This is a genomic window from Rhodopirellula islandica (assembly GCF_001027925.1).
Classification (GTDB): Bacteria; Planctomycetota; Planctomycetia; order Pirellulales; family Pirellulaceae; genus Rhodopirellula; species Rhodopirellula islandica.
The window spans coordinates 60,036-78,854 of the sequence record NZ_LECT01000014.1; the positions used below are offsets into that span (position 1 = coordinate 60,036).

18 protein-coding genes are annotated in these 18,819 nt (G+C 58.9%); 11 read left to right on the forward strand and 7 right to left on the reverse strand.

The window, feature by feature from the left end; genetic code table 11:
• Nucleotides 1-8: 8 nt before the first annotated feature.
• From RISK_RS05510 to RISK_RS05545, 8 genes are all read left to right on the forward strand, one after another.
• On the forward strand, nt 9-983 hold the full coding sequence (locus RISK_RS05510) for an ABC transporter ATP-binding protein (protein ID WP_047813274.1): 975 nt from the start codon (nt 9-11) through the stop codon (nt 981-983).
• Nucleotides 980-1,891 (forward strand): ABC transporter permease, encoded by a 912-nt coding sequence (locus RISK_RS05515; RefSeq protein ID WP_236696051.1) that lies wholly within the window; start codon nt 980-982, stop codon nt 1,889-1,891. Before RISK_RS05510 ends, RISK_RS05515 begins: the two co-directional genes overlap by 4 nt.
• 70 nt (nt 1,892-1,961) lie before the next feature.
• Nucleotides 1,962-3,152, forward strand: a complete 1,191-nt coding sequence (locus RISK_RS05520) for a DUF2786 domain-containing protein (protein ID WP_047813275.1) — start codon at nt 1,962-1,964, stop codon at nt 3,150-3,152.
• Nucleotides 3,153-3,279: 127 nt separating this feature from the next.
• Nucleotides 3,280-3,975, forward strand: a complete 696-nt coding sequence (locus tag RISK_RS05525; protein WP_047813276.1) for an SCO family protein — start codon at nt 3,280-3,282, stop codon at nt 3,973-3,975.
• Between the two features lie 3 nt (nt 3,976-3,978).
• Nucleotides 3,979-4,431 carry a DUF420 domain-containing protein gene (locus RISK_RS05530; protein ID WP_047813277.1) on the forward strand — a complete coding sequence of 151 codons (453 nt, stop codon included), beginning with the start codon at nt 3,979-3,981 and terminating at the stop codon, nt 4,429-4,431.
• Between the two features lie 215 nt (nt 4,432-4,646).
• Nucleotides 4,647-5,321 (forward strand): zinc metallopeptidase, encoded by a 675-nt coding sequence (locus RISK_RS05535; RefSeq protein WP_047813328.1) that lies wholly within the window; start codon nt 4,647-4,649, stop codon nt 5,319-5,321.
• Entirely contained in the window at nt 5,302-7,317 is a 2,016-nt protein-coding gene (locus RISK_RS05540; RefSeq protein WP_047813278.1) for a YjhG/YagF family D-xylonate dehydratase, read from the forward strand. The genes RISK_RS05535 and RISK_RS05540 overlap by 20 nt, the downstream gene beginning before the upstream one ends.
• A complete protein-coding gene (locus RISK_RS05545) occupies nt 7,314-7,715 on the forward strand; it encodes a DUF971 domain-containing protein (protein WP_047813279.1) in 402 nt (133 codons plus the stop codon). The genes RISK_RS05540 and RISK_RS05545 overlap by 4 nt, the downstream gene beginning before the upstream one ends.
• On the opposite strand, the gene RISK_RS05550 is transcribed toward RISK_RS05545, so the two are convergent.
• From RISK_RS05550 to RISK_RS05575, 6 genes are all read right to left on the reverse strand, one after another.
• Nucleotides 7,681-9,942, reverse strand: coding sequence for a transglutaminase family protein (locus tag RISK_RS05550; RefSeq protein ID WP_047813280.1), 2,262 nt, complete (start codon nt 9,940-9,942; stop codon nt 7,681-7,683). The two genes, RISK_RS05545 and RISK_RS05550, sit on opposite strands and share 35 nt — an antisense overlap.
• Entirely contained in the window at nt 9,939-11,234 is a 1,296-nt protein-coding gene (locus tag RISK_RS05555) for a DUF58 domain-containing protein (RefSeq protein WP_236696052.1), read from the reverse strand. Before RISK_RS05555 ends, RISK_RS05550 begins: the two co-directional genes overlap by 4 nt.
• A 62-nt stretch (nt 11,235-11,296) precedes the next feature.
• The gene (locus RISK_RS05560; RefSeq protein WP_390173920.1) at nt 11,297-12,271 is read right to left on the reverse strand and encodes an AAA family ATPase; all 975 of its coding nucleotides are present in this window, start codon (nt 12,269-12,271) and stop codon (nt 11,297-11,299) included.
• Between the two features lie 225 nt (nt 12,272-12,496).
• A complete protein-coding gene (locus tag RISK_RS05565; protein ID WP_047813283.1) occupies nt 12,497-12,892 on the reverse strand; it encodes a hypothetical protein in 396 nt (131 codons plus the stop codon).
• 137 nt (nt 12,893-13,029) lie between these two features.
• Entirely contained in the window at nt 13,030-13,470 is a 441-nt protein-coding gene (locus RISK_RS05570) for a GNAT family N-acetyltransferase (protein ID WP_047813284.1), read from the reverse strand.
• Nucleotides 13,471-13,554: 84 nt separating this feature from the next.
• Nucleotides 13,555-14,376, reverse strand: a complete 822-nt coding sequence (locus tag RISK_RS05575; protein ID WP_236696053.1) for a hypothetical protein — start codon at nt 14,374-14,376, stop codon at nt 13,555-13,557.
• A 617-nt stretch (nt 14,377-14,993) separates the two neighbouring features.
• Between RISK_RS05575 and RISK_RS05585 the strand changes: the two genes are divergently transcribed.
• Entirely contained in the window at nt 14,994-15,314 is a 321-nt protein-coding gene (locus RISK_RS05585) for a hypothetical protein (protein WP_047813285.1), read from the forward strand.
• Here RISK_RS05585 and RISK_RS05590 read toward each other — a convergent pair.
• On the reverse strand, nt 15,299-15,655 hold the full coding sequence (locus RISK_RS05590; protein ID WP_047813286.1) for a LapA family protein: 357 nt from the start codon (nt 15,653-15,655) through the stop codon (nt 15,299-15,301). The genes RISK_RS05585 and RISK_RS05590 overlap by 16 nt on opposite strands.
• 99 nt (nt 15,656-15,754) lie before the next feature.
• Between RISK_RS05590 and RISK_RS05595 the strand changes: the two genes are divergently transcribed.
• Together RISK_RS05595 and RISK_RS05600 are read left to right on the forward strand one after the other, a co-directional pair.
• On the forward strand, nt 15,755-17,017 hold the full coding sequence (locus RISK_RS05595; protein ID WP_236696054.1) for a hypothetical protein: 1,263 nt from the start codon (nt 15,755-15,757) through the stop codon (nt 17,015-17,017).
• A gap of 100 nt (nt 17,018-17,117) precedes the next feature.
• Nucleotides 17,118-18,746 carry a DNA polymerase Y subunit UmuC family protein gene (locus tag RISK_RS05600; protein ID WP_047813331.1) on the forward strand — a complete coding sequence of 543 codons (1,629 nt, stop codon included), beginning with the start codon at nt 17,118-17,120 and terminating at the stop codon, nt 18,744-18,746.
• The last annotated feature ends 73 nt before the right edge of the window (nt 18,747-18,819 follow it).

An 18,819-nucleotide genomic window follows, 5' to 3' on the forward strand; every position in this document is an offset into this window, starting at 1 on the left:
AATCATTCATGACTACGACCTCGACTGCAACAAACCCCGCTGACGCGACGAACGAGTCCGCGTCCTCCTTGGGTGATGTCCTCTGCGACATTCGCGACCTCCACCATCGCTACGGCGACCACGTGGCGGTCGACGGAATCGACCTCTCTGTGCGTGCTGGCGAGATCGTCGCGGTACTCGGCAAAAACGGCAGCGGCAAAACCACGCTGTTTCGCGTCCTCAGCACACTGTTGCCAATCCAACGCGGTAGCGTGACCCTCGATGGGCTGAACATCTCCGAACACGTCGACGCCGTTCGCAGCCGGCTTGGAATCATTTTCCAGTCCCCCAGCTTGGACATCAAACTGACGGTGGACGAAAATCTCCGCTGCCAGGGTGCGTTGTACGGTTTGTCGGGACGGGAACTCACCCGCCGCTGCGATGCTCTGTTGGAACAGTTCTCACTGACCGACCGACGTCGCGATCTTTGCCAAACACTTTCCGGCGGACTGAAACGTCGCGTCGAACTCGCCAAAGGCTTGCTCCATCAACCGCGAATCATGCTGCTGGACGAACCCAGCACAGGACTCGACCCAGGGGCTCGCCTGTCGCTGTGGGATGCGTTGCAACAACTCGCAAGTGACGGCGTGGCAGTGCTGCTGACGACTCACTTGATGGAAGAAGCCGCCAAAGCCAACCGCGTGATTTTGCTGGACCAAGGCAAGAAAATCGCCGACGACGCTCCTTCACGCTTGCGAGCGGATCTGGGTGGCGGCGTGCTGACGATCGTGCCCGATGAATTGGCTTCCGCGAAAGCGATCTTGCAACGCGAACTGAACCTGGAAACTCAAATCGTTGGCGAAACCCTTCGCATGCCATGCGATGCCCCGGAGATCGTCGCCAAAGTTTCCGCGGTGCTCGGCAGCGGCGTCCAATCGATCAGCATCGGGCGGCCCAACTTGGAAGATGTCTTTGTCGCTCGAACGGGGAAAGAATTCCAATGAGTGCTGCTGCGATGAAAAACGATGCTTCCGCCAATCCGGGTCTCACGACCTCGGGCATGACCACGTCCGCACGGATGGGCGCCGCGTGGATGCTCGCCCGCCGCGAATGGACTCGGTTCTTTCGCCAACGCAACCGCGTGACGGCCGCGATCGTGCAACCGCTGCTGTTCTGGTTGCTGTTTGGAACCGGCCTGCGAGGCTCCTTTGAATCCGCTGGCGGTGAAAGTTTTTCCCAGTTTTTCTTGCCGGGCACCATCGGCTTGATCGTCCTGTTCACCGCCATCTTTGCAACCATTTCGGTGATCGAAGACCGTCGCGAAGGCTTCATGCAATCGGTGTTGGTCTCGCCTGCCGGACGCTTCCCAGTCTTGGTGGGCAAGGTGCTCGGCGGTGCCGCGATCGCCTGGGCTCAAGCGTTGATCTTCCTGCTGCTGGTGTACGTGGTCGGTGCGGCTTCGATTGCCTGGACGTTCCCGTTGCTGTTGCTGCTGTTGGCCATCATTGCCATCGCGATGTGCGCCCTGGGAATGATCGTGGCCTGGCCAATGGAAAGCACCCAAGGCTTTCATGCCATCATGATGCTGGGCTTGATGCCGATGTGGTTGTTGGCTGGAACGTTCTTTCCCATCCCCGCCTGGAGCCTCTCGGGACCGGTGGTCGAAACGGGTGCGGCAACGATGGGCGACTGGGGTGGCTGGCTGCTCGCGGGCATCATGCAACTCAATCCACTCAGCTACTCCATGCTGGAACTACGTCGACTGCTGAACCCAACCTTGGACCTTTCCTCGGCAGGCTTCGCGCCGTCCTCCACAACTTGCTGGACGGTCACGGTGGTTGCCACCATTGCGGTTGTGCTCATCGCATGGCGGTTGATGCGAGGCAGCCGCAAGGCAGATACGATGGTTTGAACCATCGGCGTTGCCTCGATGGTGAGTCACCAACAATTGCCACACTTGTTCACGCTTTCGCGACAAAGCAATGGAATTCATCTGGAATGACGGCGGACGATCTTCCGCAGGATTCGTTGGCCTCGCAGGCGACTGCGTGACGCGAGCGATCGCGATTGCGACTGGCACCAACTATCGCGATGTCTACCAGACTCTGGGCAAGTCTGCGAACAAGACCGTTCGCAATGGCGTCTGCAGCTCGGTCGCGGACGACTACCTTCGCGCCAACCAGTGGCATCGACGTTCCGGCGACGACCAAGCCTTCGACGCTGAAAGTTTGCCTCGCGGGGTCGTCATCGTTCACCTCGAAAAACGCGACAGTCGGCGAGGTGGCCACTTCAGTTGCCTCATCGATCACCAGATCCATGACACCTGGAACCCGATGGACGACGGCGACTACGTCGTTGTGAACCACTGGACCTACGCGGGTGCTCCAACCGAATCGACCTTGCCCGCGATTGGACCTCAACGGCAGCAGGACAGCGAGCAGGTTCTCACTCAGAATGAGTTCGAAAAGATCCTTCGTCGCCTGCGTGCTCTCGACACGACGGCCAGCAATCACGCCAGCACGGAAGGCGAGAAACGCAACGCCCTGCGAATGATGCAGAGCCTGATGTTGCGCCACAATTTATCTCGCGAAGACATCACCGAAGACGACAACATCGAGAGCGTTTCATACACACGGATGGCTTGCCCGGTGAACGGACGACGAGCCTGCGGATGGGAAAAATCGCTTGCCGCTTATGTCACGGAAGAAATCTTCCCGATGGTGCAGTGGTACTACGGACGCAAACAAAACCGAACGTTGTTTTGGTTCTACGGACCGGTCGATGACGTGCAAAACTGTCTCCTGCTGTTTCGCGAGCTGTTGCTCACCATCGCGACGGCGGCTCACCTGCAATACGGCGGGCATTCCCGTGGCAGCGGAGCCTCCTACGCCGAGGGCTACGTTCGCGGAATGCCCCAGCAGGTGACACAAACCCCAAACACCATGGCGGAAGACCAAGCGTTCAGCCAATCCGCGCTGATTCACGCTCGAACGCTGGCGGTCCAACAAGCCGCGGTGGATTGGCTGAAACTTGAATGCGGCATTGCCTTGGTGATGTCCCGAGGCAGCGGCCGCGACCAACACGATCCCGACGCCGCCAACCGCGGAAAGCGTCACGGTTCCAAACACGACCTCTCCACCGTCAACGGCCGCAAACGCCTCGGCCACAGCTAAAAGGTGTCAGGTACCTTTTTGGAAACTTAGGCAATCACAAACCACCTATTCCCCCAAAAAGGTACCTGACACCTTTTTCGCCCTTGGGGCGTCCGCCAGAACCACCACTCCCTCAGGGCAATTCGCCATGAAAATCTTCACTCACGTCACTCTGATTCTCGTTGCCGGAATTGCTCTCGGGCTGTTCGCACGCCAGCTCCGCCGATCCGCCGCTCCAGCGGATGGGCCGGGTGAGGGCGAGGTGATTTATGGCAACGACAACGCGGTGGTCGATAACGCGACGCTTCGGCCGGAAGACATTGCCAACGACACCCCCACCAAACCACCGGAAGACGTCGCATGGCTCAGTGAATTTGAACTGCTCGAACGCAGCGGCGAGATGGTCTCCACCGATGACCTGAAGGGCGCACCCTATGTCGTCAGCTTCTTCTTCAGCACTTGCCCCAGCATTTGCGTTTCTCAGAACCAGAAACTGAAGGAGCTGCAGGACGAGTTTGCGGGGCGTGGCGTTCGCTTCGTCGCGATTTCGGTTGATCCCGAAACGGACACGCCGGAAGTCCTTCAAGAGTACGCGGCGCGGTTCGGTGCCGATCCAGACCAGTGGTTGTTCTTGACCGGCGACCTGAATTACATCCGCCGGATCGGGGCGGAAATTTTCCAGCAACCAGTCAACAAACAATTTCATACCGAACGTTTTGTGCTGGTCGATGCCGACGGAAAAATCGAGGGCTTCTACAACTGGCCTGAAAAACGTCAACTGGAGGAATTGAAAGCGAGCATCGAATCCATGCTCCAGGAAGAAGCCTCCTCGAAGAAGTCTTGATTCATGTGGGATACACTGGCGGCCAATTTGCCGCACCTCAACGCGGCCTTGAATTTGATCGCCACGATCTTTCTGGCCCTCGGTCTGTACTACATCAAGAACGGACGGGCGAAGATTCACAAGCAAATGATGCTCCGCGCGTTTGGCGTCAGCATGCTGTTTCTGCTGTGCTACCTGTTCCACAAATTCGCGTTGTATCAATCGACGGGCGAGTTCAACCGGCGGTTTCCAGCGGACGCTCCCGATGCGGCTCGGTACACGTACCTGTCGATTCTGATCCCGCACATTTTACTGGCCATCGCCGTGCCCTTTTTGGCCCTCCGAGCGATTTACTTGGCCAAGAATGGCCGCATCGTGGCTCACAAGAAGCTGGTGCGGTTTGCGTATCCGATTTGGATGTACGTATCGGTCACCGGCGTACTGGTTTACTTGATGCTTTACCAACTGTACGCATGACAATCTGAAACAAAGATTGCCGCGAACGTTGGTGCGGCAATTGCGTACACAAGAGAGTGGCGCAGCGAGTGCCTGCCCAATTGGCCTTCTGCCATTGAAAACACGAGTTTTCGGATGCCAGAACGGCTGATTCTCGGTGATGGAGCATCTCTTTCTGACAAGAGAGCCCAAGCCGATTGCGTTTGCTATCGATGTTTTCAAGGAACCTGCCTTCGATGGGTATCTACTTCCTGTTTGTTTTGCCTCCGTTCTTGCTGGGTTTGTACGCTCAGTGGAAGGTGAAATCGTCGTTTGCGGCGATGGCGAAAGTGCCGGCGCGCATGTCGGGTGCCGAAGCAGCTCGCCGAATGCTGGACCGAGCCGGATTGCAATCGATCGGGATCGAACGCGTGGCGGGCAAATTATCGGACCACTACGATCCGCGAGCCAAAGTCTTGCGGCTCAGCGAGGACGTTTACTCGGGCCGATCCATGGCTGCGCTCGGCGTGGCGTGCCACGAAGCCGGGCACGCATTCCAGGACGCTCAACACTACGCGCCCTTGGTCGTTCGCAACATTGCCGTTCCCGCCGCCAATTTTGGCAGCGGAATCGGTGCGACGTTGTTGTTCATCGGTGCGATCATGTCATTCCAACCGTTGATGTGGATCGGCGTGATTCTGTTCTCGGCCGTCGTGTTTTTTCAGGTTGTCAATTTGCCGGTGGAATTCAATGCATCCAGCCGTGCTCGAGAACACCTGGTCGAGTATGGTTTGATCACGGCGCAGGAAGAACGCTATGTCGCAAAGGTTCTGAACGCTGCCGCGTTGACTTACGTTGCCGCGACATTGCAATCCATCATGACGCTGGCATATTACCTCCTGATTCTCACCAGTGGCCGACGCAGTGATTGACCCTTCTGACTACTTTGCTGCCTTGGATGCCCCCGAAACGTTGGCAACCAAGGCGGATGGTCCCGACGGTAAACTTCCGCTTTCCGATGAGATCCTGCGATCCTGGACCAGCGGTGACCTGTTTGGACTGACTCAAAGTGTCGGAATGGGATTCGACCCCCGCCGAGTCCTCGGCGATCAGTACTTGATCCTCAGCACCCAAGGCGGCGTGCGCAACCCAGACGGCACCCCTCAAGCCCTTGGCTATCACACCGGGCACTGGGAAGTCGGCCTGCTGGGCCAAGCCGCCGCGGAACAAATCGAACGCGACGGCGGAGTCCCCTTTGCTGCCTTTGTCAGCGACCCGTGTGATGGCCGGACACAAGGCACACACGGCATGTTTGATTCGTTGCCGTATCGCAACGACGCCGCGATCGTGATGCGTCGTTTGATCCGGTCGCTGCCAAGACGCAAAGGCGTGATTGGAATCGCGACCTGCGACAAGGGTTTGCCCGCCATGATGATGGCGCTTGCCGGGACAGGTCACCTCGCCAACGTGCTGGTTCCCGGAGGCGTGACCTTGCCGCCAACCGTGGGCGAAGACGCGGGCAAAGTTCAGACCATTGGGGCTCGCTACAGCCGCGGTGAAATGACACTGGAAGAAGCCTCCGTGGCCGGTTGCAAAGCCTGCGGCACACCTGGCGGAGGCTGCCAATTCCTCGGCACTGCCGCGACCAGCCAAGTGATCGCAGAAGCTCTCGGCATGACCGTTCCGCACGCGGCACTGGCTCCCAGCGGACAACCGATCTGGACACGCTTGGCTCGTGACGCGGCAGCCACGGCCGCGGCGATGCACGCCTCTGGATTGACGCTCCATGATGTGCTGACTGACAAAGCGTTTGAAAACGCGATGCTGATGCACGCCGCCGTGGGCGGCAGCACGAACCTGTTGCTACACATCCCCGCCGTGGCTGCCGCTGCCGGACGCCGTCGTCCGACCGCGGAGGACTTCCGCCGGATCAACCAATCCGTTCCGCGTTTCGTCGATTGCTTGCCCAACGGACCGGTCGGCCATCCAACGGTGCAATTGTTCTTGGCCGGTGGTGTTCCTGAAGTCGCCTGGCATCTTCGCGAAGCCGGGCTGTGGAATGCCGACGAGAGAACCGTGACCGGTTTGACGTGGAATGAGCTGTTGGATCAGTGGCGAACCTCCGAGCGTCGCCAAGTTTGTCGCGATCGTTTGCGTGCCGCCGATGGAGTGGATCCAGACGAAGTCATCCTGCCGCCGGCGGTCGCCAAAGAACGCGGATTGACCAGCACCGTTTGTTTTCCTTCTGGCAACCTGTGCCCGGAAGGTTCCGTCATCAAAGCCACCTCGATTGACCCGTCTGTGATCGATGACGATGGCGTTTACCGCAAACGTGGTCGAGCACGTGTCTTCACCACGGAAAGCGACGCCATCGCCGCCGTCAAAGGTCAATCGGATCGAACGGTCGAGGCCGGAGACGTGATCGTCTTGATTGGCCGTGGCCCAATCGGTTGTGGCATGGAAGAGACCTATCAGATCACGTCCGCACTGAAGTACCTGTCCTTTGGAAAGCACATCGCGTTGGTCACCGATGCCCGCTTCTCCGGCGTCAGCACGGGAGCCTGCGTCGGACACGTCGGCCCCGAAGCACTTGCCGGTGGGCCGATCGGGCGAGTGCGGGATGGAGACACTGTCGAGATCATCATCGACCGCAAGACCCTGGACGGCCGAGTCGACTTGGTCGCCACCGTCGACGGTGCCGATCCAGTCGAAGCCTTGCGAACACGTCCCATCGCAGAGGGACTGGATCGCGACAAAAACATTCCGGATGACACGCGACTGTGGGCGGCTCTGCAACAGGTTGGCGGCGGCTCTTGGGGCGGATGCATTTACGATGTCGACAAGATCATCGAAACACTCAGCGCAGGCCAAGCCGCACTCGCGGCAAAGCACTCCGAGACGTCCCTTCAAGAGGCCGACGCGAAATGAATGCCCCCAAGCGTCCCATCCAAGATCCGGTTGCCTATGCCCCCACCGCCATCGAGCGGGAAGGGGAACGTGGCATCCGCATCGTCTGGAACGATGGTGAGTCGACCTCCTGGACCGCTCGCGAGTTACGCGACGCTTGCCCCTGCGCGACCTGCCGAGAAAAACGCGGTGAGACCGGAGGCCACCAAGCCGTGACGCTGGTCGACAAAAACACAGAGGCAACCAGTGGCAAGAAATCACCGCTCATGGGACTTCCTGTCCTGAGTGCGGCCGAAGCTCGCCCGCTCACGATCGCATCGATGCGGCCCGTGGGTACGTATGCTTACAACATCGGCTTCAGCGATGGGCACTCATCCGGCTTGTTCACATTTGAACGCTTGAGACGTTCTTTCGAGTGAGCGACGGCGTCACGGGGTCCTCGCCCCGATAGCACTGGACCGCGTGATCCCGGTACCAATTCGCCGCCGCCAACAACTCATCATGCGAGGAACTGGCGGTCGTTTCCGCCTCCAGACGCGAGGCAAAGCGATGAAGCGTTTCGCTTGGCCGCCGAATCCATCCCAACCGCCGCACCCGTCGGTCCATCCGGCGACGCTCTGCCGCCAAACGCACGCTCCGTTGATCATCGACCTTGTGCCGATTGCGTCGCCACAACAGTGTCACCAAGAACACCAGCAGGGGAACCTGCAACCAGCGAAACAGCGTCACCAGGGTGTCCGTGGTTCGCACCGATGCCCACCATCGCAGTATCGGCGCAAACCAGTTGCTCGCGACGTCTTCGGCTTGCTCCGCTCCCCCTGCACCTCCTGCACTGGCAAGCGCGAGTTCCTTTCGTCGCATGGAAAGGAAGGACCGTCCGGGGGTGGACTCGACCGGCAACCACCGAGAAGCTTCGTCGTCGTAGTACTCCACCCACGCATGGGCATCCCGATTGCGGGCCAAGTACCTGTCACCAGCCTCGTTGAGTTCCGTCATCACATAGCCCGTCACGTAACGCGTCGGAACGCCAACCGTCCGCAGCATCAATGCCGTGGCACTGGCAAACAATTCGCAGTGCGCCATGTGCCGGCTTCGAAGAAAGTGCGTCAACGGGTCCAGCCCGTCTGGAACCGTCACGGGGTCGAGTGAATAGGAGAAATTCTCTTGGAAGAATTGCGTCGCTCGCTCAGCCCGTTCCGCGTCTGACTTGGCACCCACCATCAAGCGCTGGGTCAGACTTTCAATCTCGGGTCGGATTTCGGATTCCACACGAACCATGACATCGCGATCGTCGGGACTCAATGTTTCGGCTGGCGGTTGCTCTTGAACTCCCACCACCCAAGGCCAACGGACTTCGACGCCATAGCCCAACACCCCGTGTGGCGTGATCCCAATCCCATCGCCTGCCAATTCGATCCAACGCGAAGAGGCGGGCAAGAAAACCTTGCGGCCCTTGCTCGGGTCACCATGAATCTCAACGACGCCGACAAATTGCCCGCCGCCCAGGTCGTTGCCTGCGACGCCATTCCAATTCAGCAGTTCAATGGACGAATCGACTTCTTCTTCCAGCTCACCGATCCGCATGGAAAAACGTTGGCGAAAGTGGTCATCGGGATCCTGCAGCAGCGTGGTTGCGACTCCCTCAGGTTGCAAAAAACGAGCTTCAGCGACACGCCGAACACCACTGCCGGGCGGCGACTGAAAAACCCATTTCCGAGACGTCCGCCAACGCCCGCTGCTATAGGAATCGTAAACGTTGCCACGGAGATACCCGGGCTCCGTGTCAGCGAACGCACTCAACGCGATCGCCGATGGATCACTCAGGATGGATTCTCGAACGTTGCCCAATCTCGAACCGCTGACATAGCGATCCGTCCCGCCCCAACCCTGGCTGGAACTGGCATCCAATCGATCGTTCAGCTGAGCCATCACTCCGGCTTGCACATCAGGCAAAAACAAAATGGTGGCATGAGTCGTTGCAGACGCCACGACCAAAATGGCGAACAATGCCATGAACTGATACAGCGTCCCACTGATTCGTTTGGCCCCACCGGACTGCGAGCGAAGTCCCACGACCTGCTGATGCTCCGATGACGCGCAGCTCATTGCCCGTGTCGCCAGGACAAAACCAATGCAGACCGTCAGCCCCAATGCCGTTTGCGCCGTCACGGTGGAGCTCAACCCACCGCCAGCAACCGACATCAAAACCGCCAGCATCCCCAACACCAACATCATGATGTGCCCACCCCGTGGCCAATGGACCCACAGCACACAAAGCAACATCAACGAGGCGTGACCAATCGAATCCACCGCGACCAACAACACATTGGGCGTGCCTTGCAGCGCAGGGTAAAAACGCCAACCAAAGACAATCAGGACCGAACCCACCAGCGATGCAAACAACACCGCACCACGGACCAAACGAGCTTTCCAGCTCACCGGTGCGACACTCGGTTCCGGCCACCGCATTCGAACCAACACCACCACCATCAGGCTGACCGCGGCGACAAAGATGCAAGCCGGCGTGGTTGCAAACGTCCCGCCAAGGAACGATGCCAAACCAAACGTCAACGCTCCCAAGACGACTCGGTCATCCGCCAACCAGTCTCGCCAATCCAACGCGTCCTCCCGTGCAAACGACGTCATGCGAGAGTCTCCGTTGGCGGACGATTGGTGTTGGTAACAGGGGGGTTGAAAACAGGGACGTTGCTAAATTCTTCTCGCGGTTCCGAGTTGATATTCAGCCACATCAAATCCGGCAGCCCCGAAAGATCCACGTCATCACTCGCTCGGCGTGAAAACACGACGCCGTGGAAGGTTCCGCCCGCCTGCGGCATCGCATGCAAAACCTCTTGCGCCGTTGCTTCATCAACCGGCTCGGCTTCTGCCAAAGCCATCAACAGCGGCGTCGGGTCGGATGCTCCTTCGCACAAAACCGAGCGCAATTTCCCGTTGCGCTCCTGACTTTGAATCACCGAAGGAGCCTGCCAGGGAACGACCAAACGCACCTGCACGTTGGCTCCCACCAAGGTTTCCAAACCAGCCGAAGCAATCGACAACAAACGCTCCAGCGAAACGTCTTCGTCGGCGGACAATCGCCGCCAACGCGAAGCGGAAATGGCTCGGGCATCCGCTTCACCTGGAGTGGTGTCAATGAAGACCGTGACCGTCTGCTTCGCCGCCGAATTGAACTCTCGCAAAATGGGTTTTCCCAATCGCGCCCAAGAGGCAAAGTCCCATCGCCGAACCGGCATCCCAGCTCGGTACTCGCGACTGCCCACGTAGTGCTGGTGATCACCTTGCGACAAACCAACGGCCAACCCCCGAAGGCTGGCATGGATGACTTGCCACGAAACGTCGCTGTCCCAATCCAGTCGACGTGGCGTGATCACCATCGACTCCCCACTGTCGATCCATTGTGTTGATCGAAACAAGTGAAATGGAAACAACGACTCCACACGGACTGGCGGCATCACATGAACCCCTCGCCGCAGGAAGGTCAACGATTGGTTCGTCGTTGCCGTCTCACCAGGAGCGATCTCGGGAATCCATTCCTTCGCAGAAGCATCCACGGTGATCTCAAGGTCTCCGCGACTGCTCTTGCGGCGGTTTGGGTCCAATCCGACATACAAACTCAACGCCGGCAATCGACCTTGATGAATCAGGGAGACACGTGCCACGAAGTCCTCCCCCGCTCGAACCGCCAAGGGCACATCCAACGTCGCTTTCAAACGAGGCGACATGACCCGGTTGATTCCCCAACCGACCACGAACATGGCGAAGCAACTGGCGAACATCCCCATCCAGGGATAGCCCCAAACAATGTTCAACGACACGATCCCAATCAACAACAGGGTCACCGAACCGCCCGTCAAACTCCGACGCAGCGCCAGCCACCAGCTGATGGGATTGAACCACCGCAGAGCTTTCAAAACCATGCGTCTTCGCGACCAGCGCGTGCTCCGCGGGGCGGAGGATTCCCTTTGCATTGGTGGCCTATTCAAACTGGGACAGGAACTTGGTCCACGATCGACGCAACGATTTGGCGACTCTCATTGGATGTCGCGGTTCCGTGGCGTGTGCTCACCCGGTGAGCCAAGACGGCGGTTGCCAATTGCTGAACGTCATCGGGCAAGACAAAGTCTCGTCCCATCAACACGGCGCGCGCCTGGGAGGCACGCATCAGCATTTTGCTGCCCCGCGGACTGCACCCCACCCGCAACCGAGAATCTTGTCGGGTGGCGGTGGCCAAATCGACGACGTAAGCAGCCACCTTGCGGTCGGTTCGAATTTGGCGGACCCAGGTTTGAAGCAATGTCAATTCGTCGGCATGCATGACCGGCTTCAATCCGGCCACGGGTTCCGCTTCGGATTGATCCAACAGCAAATCAATTTCACTTTCCATGTCGGGGTAATCCATCGTCAACCGAAACAGGAATCGGTCAAGCTGCGATTCTGGCAAGGGGAAAGTGCCTTCAAATCCCGCCGGGTTCTGAGTCGCAATCACCATGAACGGATGCTTCAAGTCATAGCGTTCACCATCGATTGTGACCTGCGATTCCGCCATCGCTTCCAACAGCGCACTCTGCGTTCGCGGGGACGCTCGGTTGACCTCATCGGCCACCAACAGATTGCAGAACACAGGCCCCGGACGAAACTCAAACTCCCCCTTGGACTGCAAGTAAATCGGTCCGCCCAAGATATCTGCTGGCAACAGGTCAGGCGTGCATTGAATCCGTTGGTATTCCAAATCAATCAATCGCGAAACCGATTTCGCGAGCGTTGTCTTGCCCACGCCAGGAACATCTTCCAGCAACACGGAGCCTTCCGCCAACAATGCGATCAACACCGCTTCGATCACGTCCTCTTTCCCGCGGATCACCTGCCGCAACCGTGTCGAAACCTCTTGCAAGTGCTGCCAGGGTAGCAGCAGCTCATCCGGCAAATTGGACTTGAGTTCTTGGGAGGCCGACAACGTGTCTGCTGGAGGCGTCACAGGTTGAGCAGGAGAATACAAAACGAATCACGCAAGATGAGAGGACGAGTGAATGGCAAAGAAAGCAGAAGCGGTCGAGATGGCAACTGACTTTTGAAACAGCCGCTGGATTCAACCACCGCTGGATTCGAGATGTTCGATACGAGGATACCGTTTATTCACGGGAGCCGGTCCTGCCTGGGACCAGTTGTTCGCTGGAGCCTGTCATTCCTTGGAGCTGGTTGGTTCTTTGGCAGCCTTTGTCTTGACCAAGCAATGAAAGCCATAGCAGGGCTCTTCGTCTTCGCGTTCTTCCATCGAAGACTCTAGCATTTCTTGAACCTGACTCATGCGGTCCGCGTCGAGCGCCATGGACAACACACGCTGCTGCCCATCGGGTCCCAAAACGGCCGTGGTCAAGACGGCAACGCTGCCGGGATGCTTCAAAGCTTCGATGATATTCTCTCCCACCTGCTGCTCTGCGTTTTTGATCGTGGTTACAAATTGCGTTAGCTGCGCGTTGTCGGGAGGATTGGCCACCCGAAATTGAGACAGGTCCTCGCCGCTGGGGCGAACGTTCGGAGCATCGTCGGAAGGAGAAGAAAAGCTTGGTGAATTCATGAACGCCCAGCGAAACAGAGAGGATCAAAACGGAGACAAGACGGGTTCAACAAACCGGCCACCCTTTGCGAATCGACGTGCTCCTGCCAACAGGCGTCACGAACATTCCTCCCATTTCCAGGGCAGCGGCGAACGGTTCAGACACCATCATAAGGCTTCACCATCTTGCGATGCGGCAACGAAATCTCGGTGAAGGTTTCTCCAATCGCGGTGTAGCCCACCTTTTCATAGAAACCGATCGCTGTCTCTCGGGCGTGCAATTGGAATTGGGTGTACCCCCGCTGTTCCAGCGAGGCCTCGACTTCGGCCAGCAACTTGGCGCCGATGCCTTCGCCTTGCCGGTCCGGGGCAACCGCCATTTGCCGCAACTTGACCGAACTGGACGTCAAAGGCTTGGCGGACACCACCGCCGCCAATTTTTCGGAACCATTCCGCAATCCAAAGTGCAATTCGGCGTATTCACCGTCCAATTCCTCCGCCGTCAGCTTCAGCCCCAGCGGTTCGCGCAGCACGCAATGCCTGAGATCCAGTGCCTCCTGGTACAACGGGGTGCACCATTCGATTTCAAGGAATTCCAATCGTCTGCCTCCCGGTCTCGTCAAACGTCTCGTGGCGCGCCTCTTGGCTCTGACGAAGACGATTGTAGCGGACTCAGCAGGTTTTCACTCGTACTCGTCGAATTCGTCGGGATCGCCGCAAAGTGGATCCAGAACCAAGCCACTCCATTTCACCATCCGAGTCGCGGTGGGCCACAGACTGAAAATACTAGCAATCGCCAGAAACGTTGCGAGCTCAGCCAACACCCAAGGCAGCTCGACGCGTGCGAGCAAACACCCTGCTGCGGTGAAGCAGGCGGCGGAAATCAAGATCCCAGCGCGGTGGGCCGACGCGACCCGACGACTGACCCGGCACGACAAGTAGATGTTTCGACTCGGATTGTCCCACTGTGCAATGAAACTGCGAAGTGCCACGCCGCGAGGGTAGTGCCGCAGACCGTTGAGCAACGACTCGTAGCGACACTTCAAATAAAGCTTGGGCAACTGAAAATGAACCAGCCCGCCCGCCACCAGCATGGCAATCGCCAACCCCATGAACCACCAAGGCGAAACCAGCGGTGTCAGCCTGGCGTCGCTTGAGGCTCGTAACATCACGGCGTGCGCCAGACTCGTTTGAAGCGGAAAAGCCGCCAGCACGATCAAGCACACCCGCAGGAAACGTCGCTCCGCTCCCAAATTCGTCAACCGAAGCTTCTGACGCGTCCAAGACGGGAAACGGTGCCTCACCCGTGCACCAAGCCCTCGCGAGAAAAGCGGGAACGTGTAGGCCGTGGTCGCCACGAACAACAACAGAGCGACTCCCCCGTTCGACCACGCGATCATCTCGTGACTGAGCGACGACAACACCAGCAAAAGCTGAGTTGTTTCCGTCACCACGCATGCCAATGACATGCCCAACGCGATCGCCCCGACAGCGGCCAATGACATGGCCACCGAGCGCGTGGATTGCTTGACGACAGACGCAGGTGCTGGTTTCCAGAGCAAAGGGAAAGCCCGTTGATGCAGCGCTCACGCACCAGCACGCTTTTCAACGGCAATGACAACCGTCGACAAGCCAAGGACTGGGGTGGCAGGGTGTGGGGAAAAGGAAAAGAGATCCGCTGAGACGCCCCCAACTCAATCGCACCAAGTCGCTTGAGTGGGAACAACCGCCATGTTCACCATGCAATTCGGGTGTGCTGGCAACCACAACGGCTCATCAATCAGCGGACACACTAATTCCCCAAGTCGTTCAAGGCAAACACTTTACACGCACCAAACGGGGACCACCGGCACCCCCTGCCAGGACAATCCCACCAAGTGTCACAGCCCAGTGCCCTTCCGGCCTGTTGATTGAATCCTAACCCGAAGCGTGAGCGAGGGATCGCGTGCCATGCAACGAGCCTGTGGATCCCTCGCTCACGCGTCGGGTTGTGAACTCGAGTAAGTCAACAAGCCGCTTCCGGCGTGACCAAACGTGTCACAGGACTAGCGAACAATCTTTTCAGTGAGACGTGACCCACACGTCACCTCGGCCTCCCGCCCCACTGACGAAGGTTTTTCGAATGACTCAGCTCTCCCTCTTCGACGCCATCGCACCGACTTCGCCCGTGATCGCATCGGTCTCCGTGATCGCAGCACCGAAGCCCAAGGGCACCGACAACACGTCCGAACCCACACTGCTGGCTCTCGCGGAACTGATTCGCCAAGGACGAGAGCAACTCGAAGCCCAACGGTCATCCACCGAACGCCCCATTCAACGAATCGGCGATCTGGCCCAGGCCGTTTTGCGTCGCCACGATTTGGTGGCTCGTCGCCGCGCCGCGTCGCAACAAAAGGCCAGCGACTTTGACGCCGCCGACGACAACGTTCAGGTCGCTTCCTGATCCAAGCCGATGGAAGCTTCGGCTGTTTGGTTGTCCGCGACCCCATTTTTCTTGGTGGAAGACGCTTTCTGGGTGGGGGCATCCTGTTGCTTGGTTTCCGATTCCCGGGCTGACTGAGTTCGGGCGGCCTGAGCCTTGTGACGACTGCGGATTCTCCACGCCGTCATCAAACAACCCAGCACAAAGCTGACACCAGAGCAGCCCAGCAGCAGCAACGTCAGTGGGTATTCACCACTGAAAAACAAAATCGTGAGCGGCACCGAGTCTTGGTTTTGAAACGCCACGATGACGACGACCAAGACGGCCAGCAACGACAGAAACCAGCGGATTTTCTGGAGCATGTGAAATCGGCGAGGGTGATTTTTCGCGAAAAAAGGGATTTGCTAGCAAATGTTTGCTAGGCTCAACGGACTGAACCCAACCAGGTAGGCAACAAGACGATGCCGAACAGCGTTTCCACCGAAAACCTTTCCGCCCCACGCCGTTTGACCGCGTCAACCAGCGTCTTGGAACGAGTTCCCGAACAGCAAACGTTTGCTTTCTGGGAAGAACCAGTGGCTCCTTCCACTGTAACCTCAATCACCAGGCGTCGTCACGCAGCCCCCCCGCTTCCCCCTTCCGGCGAAAAACAACCTTCCCCCGGGAAAGCCAAGCGAAGCGCGAACCACCCCCCGTTTCCCTCTCCCTCGCCCCAAGGCGACGACCACACCCCCACCCACCCGCCCTCCAGGAGGGGCGAGGGGAAGGCCGAACAGGAACCCACCACCCGCGAAGCACTGCTGCAAAAACTGCGTCGCCAGGCCGAAGCGATCTCGGATCCGCGTGTCGCGACCGATTCCACGCCGCGATTTTCAACCGGATCCTCGACGCTGGATTCTTGGTTGCCCGGCGGCGGAATGCGGCGTGGCACGATCAGCGAATGGATTGCAGAAACGGAAGGCGGCGGAGCAGGCACACTCTCCTTGCTCGCCGCGGCCCAAATGCTGGGAACGACTGGGCAACCTCCATCAACGGCCCACGCTCACCACGACGGCCCCCTCATCGTCGTCGATCCCGGCGGTCACTTTTATGCTCCCGCCGCGGTCGCTTGTGGCATCCCCGCGGAACGCATCGTTTGGTGCCGCGTCACGAACCGGCGCGACGCGGTGTGGACGCTCGACCAAGCCCTGCGTTGTGGCTCCGTTGCCGCGGTGTGGTCGATGCTGCCCTGGAACCTGAACGACCGAGACGCACGCCGCTTGCAACTCGCCGCCGAAACCGGGCAAACACCTGGCCTGCTCGTGCGAACCGCGTCAGCGGGCCGGCAGCCATCGTTTGCTTCGGTGCGTTGGCACGTGCGATCCGTCCCGGCTCAGCCCGAACAAATCGTTCCACTTCCCCGCTCACGTCCCGCTCTGCCGCCCACCAACCTTCGTCGTCATCGCGATCTTCGAGTGGCTCACGTGACGATGCCCCGCGCAAAAACCAGCGTGGCCCGGCAAGCCTTCTTGGGGATCACCCCCGACGCGATGCTGCACGATTTGGATTCACGACCCTTTCTCGCTGCTCACTCAAACATGGTTGGTGACATCGCAACCGCTGACACATCCACGGCAAACCATCATGAAAAGGCTGCTGTGCATTTGGCTGCCCAACTGGCCCATCCAACGTCGACACGCCGAGAGAATCCTCCGCGAGCCCCCCAACGCCGCGCCGCTGGGTAGCACAACCAAGCCCTCCCCAGCCACCGCGCCGCTGATCCTCTGGCACGCCGACCCACGTCGCGGACGAATCGTGGCGGCGAACTGCCAACGCGCCGCGGCCATGGGCGTGCGTCTGGGCATGCCGATCGCGCAAGCCGTTGACATCACGACCACGCTGGCCGATCAACACAACTCCAGCCGAAGCGTCGCGAATCAAAGCGTCCCACCCATCCCTGCCGCGATCATCGATGAACACGATCGTGTGGCCGATCGCCGCGCGTTGCATTCGCTGGCCACGGAACTGCAAAGCCACCTGTGCCCGCAGATCGCACTGGAAACGCTCGACCGATTCAAATGGGCCGGACGCTTTCGACATGACCCCGAGGCGCTCGTCGCTGAAATCGATGGGGTCACCCATCTGTTCAGCGACGAACCAGGCTTGCTCGCCGCCGCGGCCACCATTCTCAAACGCCGTCATTTGAAAGCTCGGTTGGCGATCGCCAGCACACTTGGCGCGGCTTGGGCATTGGCCACTCACGCGCCCTCTCAAACGCGATCCAAAGACCTCACCAGAAACAACTTCGATTTCTTTTTGGCTCCCGCTGATCGCACCCGCGAGGCACTGCAAACGCTGCCCCCATCCGCCTTGCGTTTGAATCCCACCGAGGTGGAAACCTTGCAGCGACTGGGAATCGAAACCATCGGCTCATTGTTGCAATTGCCACGCAATGGATTGGCCACTCGCATCGGCCACAGTTTGTGTCACCGCATCGCCCAAGCACTCGGGGAAGTCGAAGAATCGATTCTCGCGATCGACATTCCGACCGAACACACCGCCGCCTTGGAACTGGAATATCCAACCGATGCCGTCGACCTGATTCGCGACCGCATCATTCGCTTGATCGAATCCGCCACCGCGTCCTTGCGTCCATTGGGAAGAGGCGTGCTGCGTTTGCGCTGCCAAGTCGACTTCACCGAGTCGCCACCCGTGACGCTGGAATCCGGATTGTTCTCGCCGACGCTGGACCTGGATCATCTCAGCAATCTGATGATCGGTGCCTTTGAATCCCATGCCTGCCAATCCAAGGTCACGCACCTGCGGTTGGACGTGTTGCAAGACGCGATCCTGGCCAGCACTCAACCGTCCATTTTCGGGCCCGCCTTCGAAAACGACACTCAAACTGATTGGACACGCCAAACCGACATCGCTCGTTTGATCGATTCTCTGAGCGGTCGCTTGGGCGAAGATTCCGTGCGAGGTGTTCGAATCAATCGCGATCCGCTTCCCGAAGACACCGTGTCGGACTTTCCGATGACGCAATCCCGCGGTCGCAAACTGGCCACCCCACCGAGGCGACGCCGATCCAAATCGAAATCATCGGCCACGGCAGAAGACCACGACGAGTCTCAGCTTCGTTCAGGGGACGCGACTCGCAAGGGGGCCCCCACTGCCCATGATGCCGGACGTCGGCCACTGCAACTGCATCCCTCACCTCAGCGACTCACTCCTTTAGGCGATGGCCAAGAGCCCCTTGGCGAAAATCAATTCCCCCCCCGATTTCGATATCGCGGTCGCGTGTGGAAGGTGCATCAACATTGGGGCCCCGAACGAATCGAAACTCGATGGTGGCAAGGCCCGATGGTTCGCCGTGATTACTTCCGAGTGGAACTGGAGGATGGTGTGCGTTGGTGGGTTTTTCGCGACCTCAATCATCCTGCCAATTGGCAACTTCATGGAAGCTTCGATTGAAACACATTGCAAAACGGTGCATAATGAACGCTCCACAGGAACGAGCGTAGAAAGTCCCCACCTTTTGCTTTTA

Bases quoted from the DNA above. Each gene is read 5' to 3' on its own strand.
- RISK_RS05510 (WP_047813274.1), top strand. From the start codon at position 9: ATGACTACGACCTCGACTGCAACAAACCCCGCTGACGCGACGAACGAG.
- RISK_RS05515 (WP_236696051.1), top strand. From the start codon at position 980: ATGAGTGCTGCTGCGATGAAAAACGATGCTTCCGCCAATCCGGGTCTC.
- RISK_RS05520 (WP_047813275.1), top strand. From the start codon at position 1,962: ATGGAATTCATCTGGAATGACGGCGGACGATCTTCCGCAGGATTCGTT.
- RISK_RS05525 (WP_047813276.1), top strand. From the start codon at position 3,280: ATGAAAATCTTCACTCACGTCACTCTGATTCTCGTTGCCGGAATTGCT.
- RISK_RS05530 (WP_047813277.1), top strand. From the start codon at position 3,979: ATGTGGGATACACTGGCGGCCAATTTGCCGCACCTCAACGCGGCCTTG.
- RISK_RS05535 (WP_047813328.1), top strand. From the start codon at position 4,647: ATGGGTATCTACTTCCTGTTTGTTTTGCCTCCGTTCTTGCTGGGTTTG.
- RISK_RS05545 (WP_047813279.1), top strand. From the start codon at position 7,314: ATGAATGCCCCCAAGCGTCCCATCCAAGATCCGGTTGCCTATGCCCCC.
- RISK_RS05550 (WP_047813280.1), bottom strand. From the start codon at position 9,942: ATGACGTCGTTTGCACGGGAGGACGCGTTGGATTGGCGAGACTGGTTG.
- RISK_RS05555 (WP_236696052.1), bottom strand. From the start codon at position 11,234: ATGGTTTTGAAAGCTCTGCGGTGGTTCAATCCCATCAGCTGGTGGCTG.
- RISK_RS05565 (WP_047813283.1), bottom strand. From the start codon at position 12,892: ATGAATTCACCAAGCTTTTCTTCTCCTTCCGACGATGCTCCGAACGTT.
- RISK_RS05575 (WP_236696053.1), bottom strand. From the start codon at position 14,376: ATGTCATTGGCCGCTGTCGGGGCGATCGCGTTGGGCATGTCATTGGCA.
- RISK_RS05585 (WP_047813285.1), top strand. From the start codon at position 14,994: ATGACTCAGCTCTCCCTCTTCGACGCCATCGCACCGACTTCGCCCGTG.
- RISK_RS05590 (WP_047813286.1), bottom strand. From the start codon at position 15,655: ATGCTCCAGAAAATCCGCTGGTTTCTGTCGTTGCTGGCCGTCTTGGTC.
- RISK_RS05595 (WP_236696054.1), top strand. From the start codon at position 15,755: ATGCCGAACAGCGTTTCCACCGAAAACCTTTCCGCCCCACGCCGTTTG.
- RISK_RS05600 (WP_047813331.1), top strand. From the start codon at position 17,118: ATGGGCGTGCGTCTGGGCATGCCGATCGCGCAAGCCGTTGACATCACG.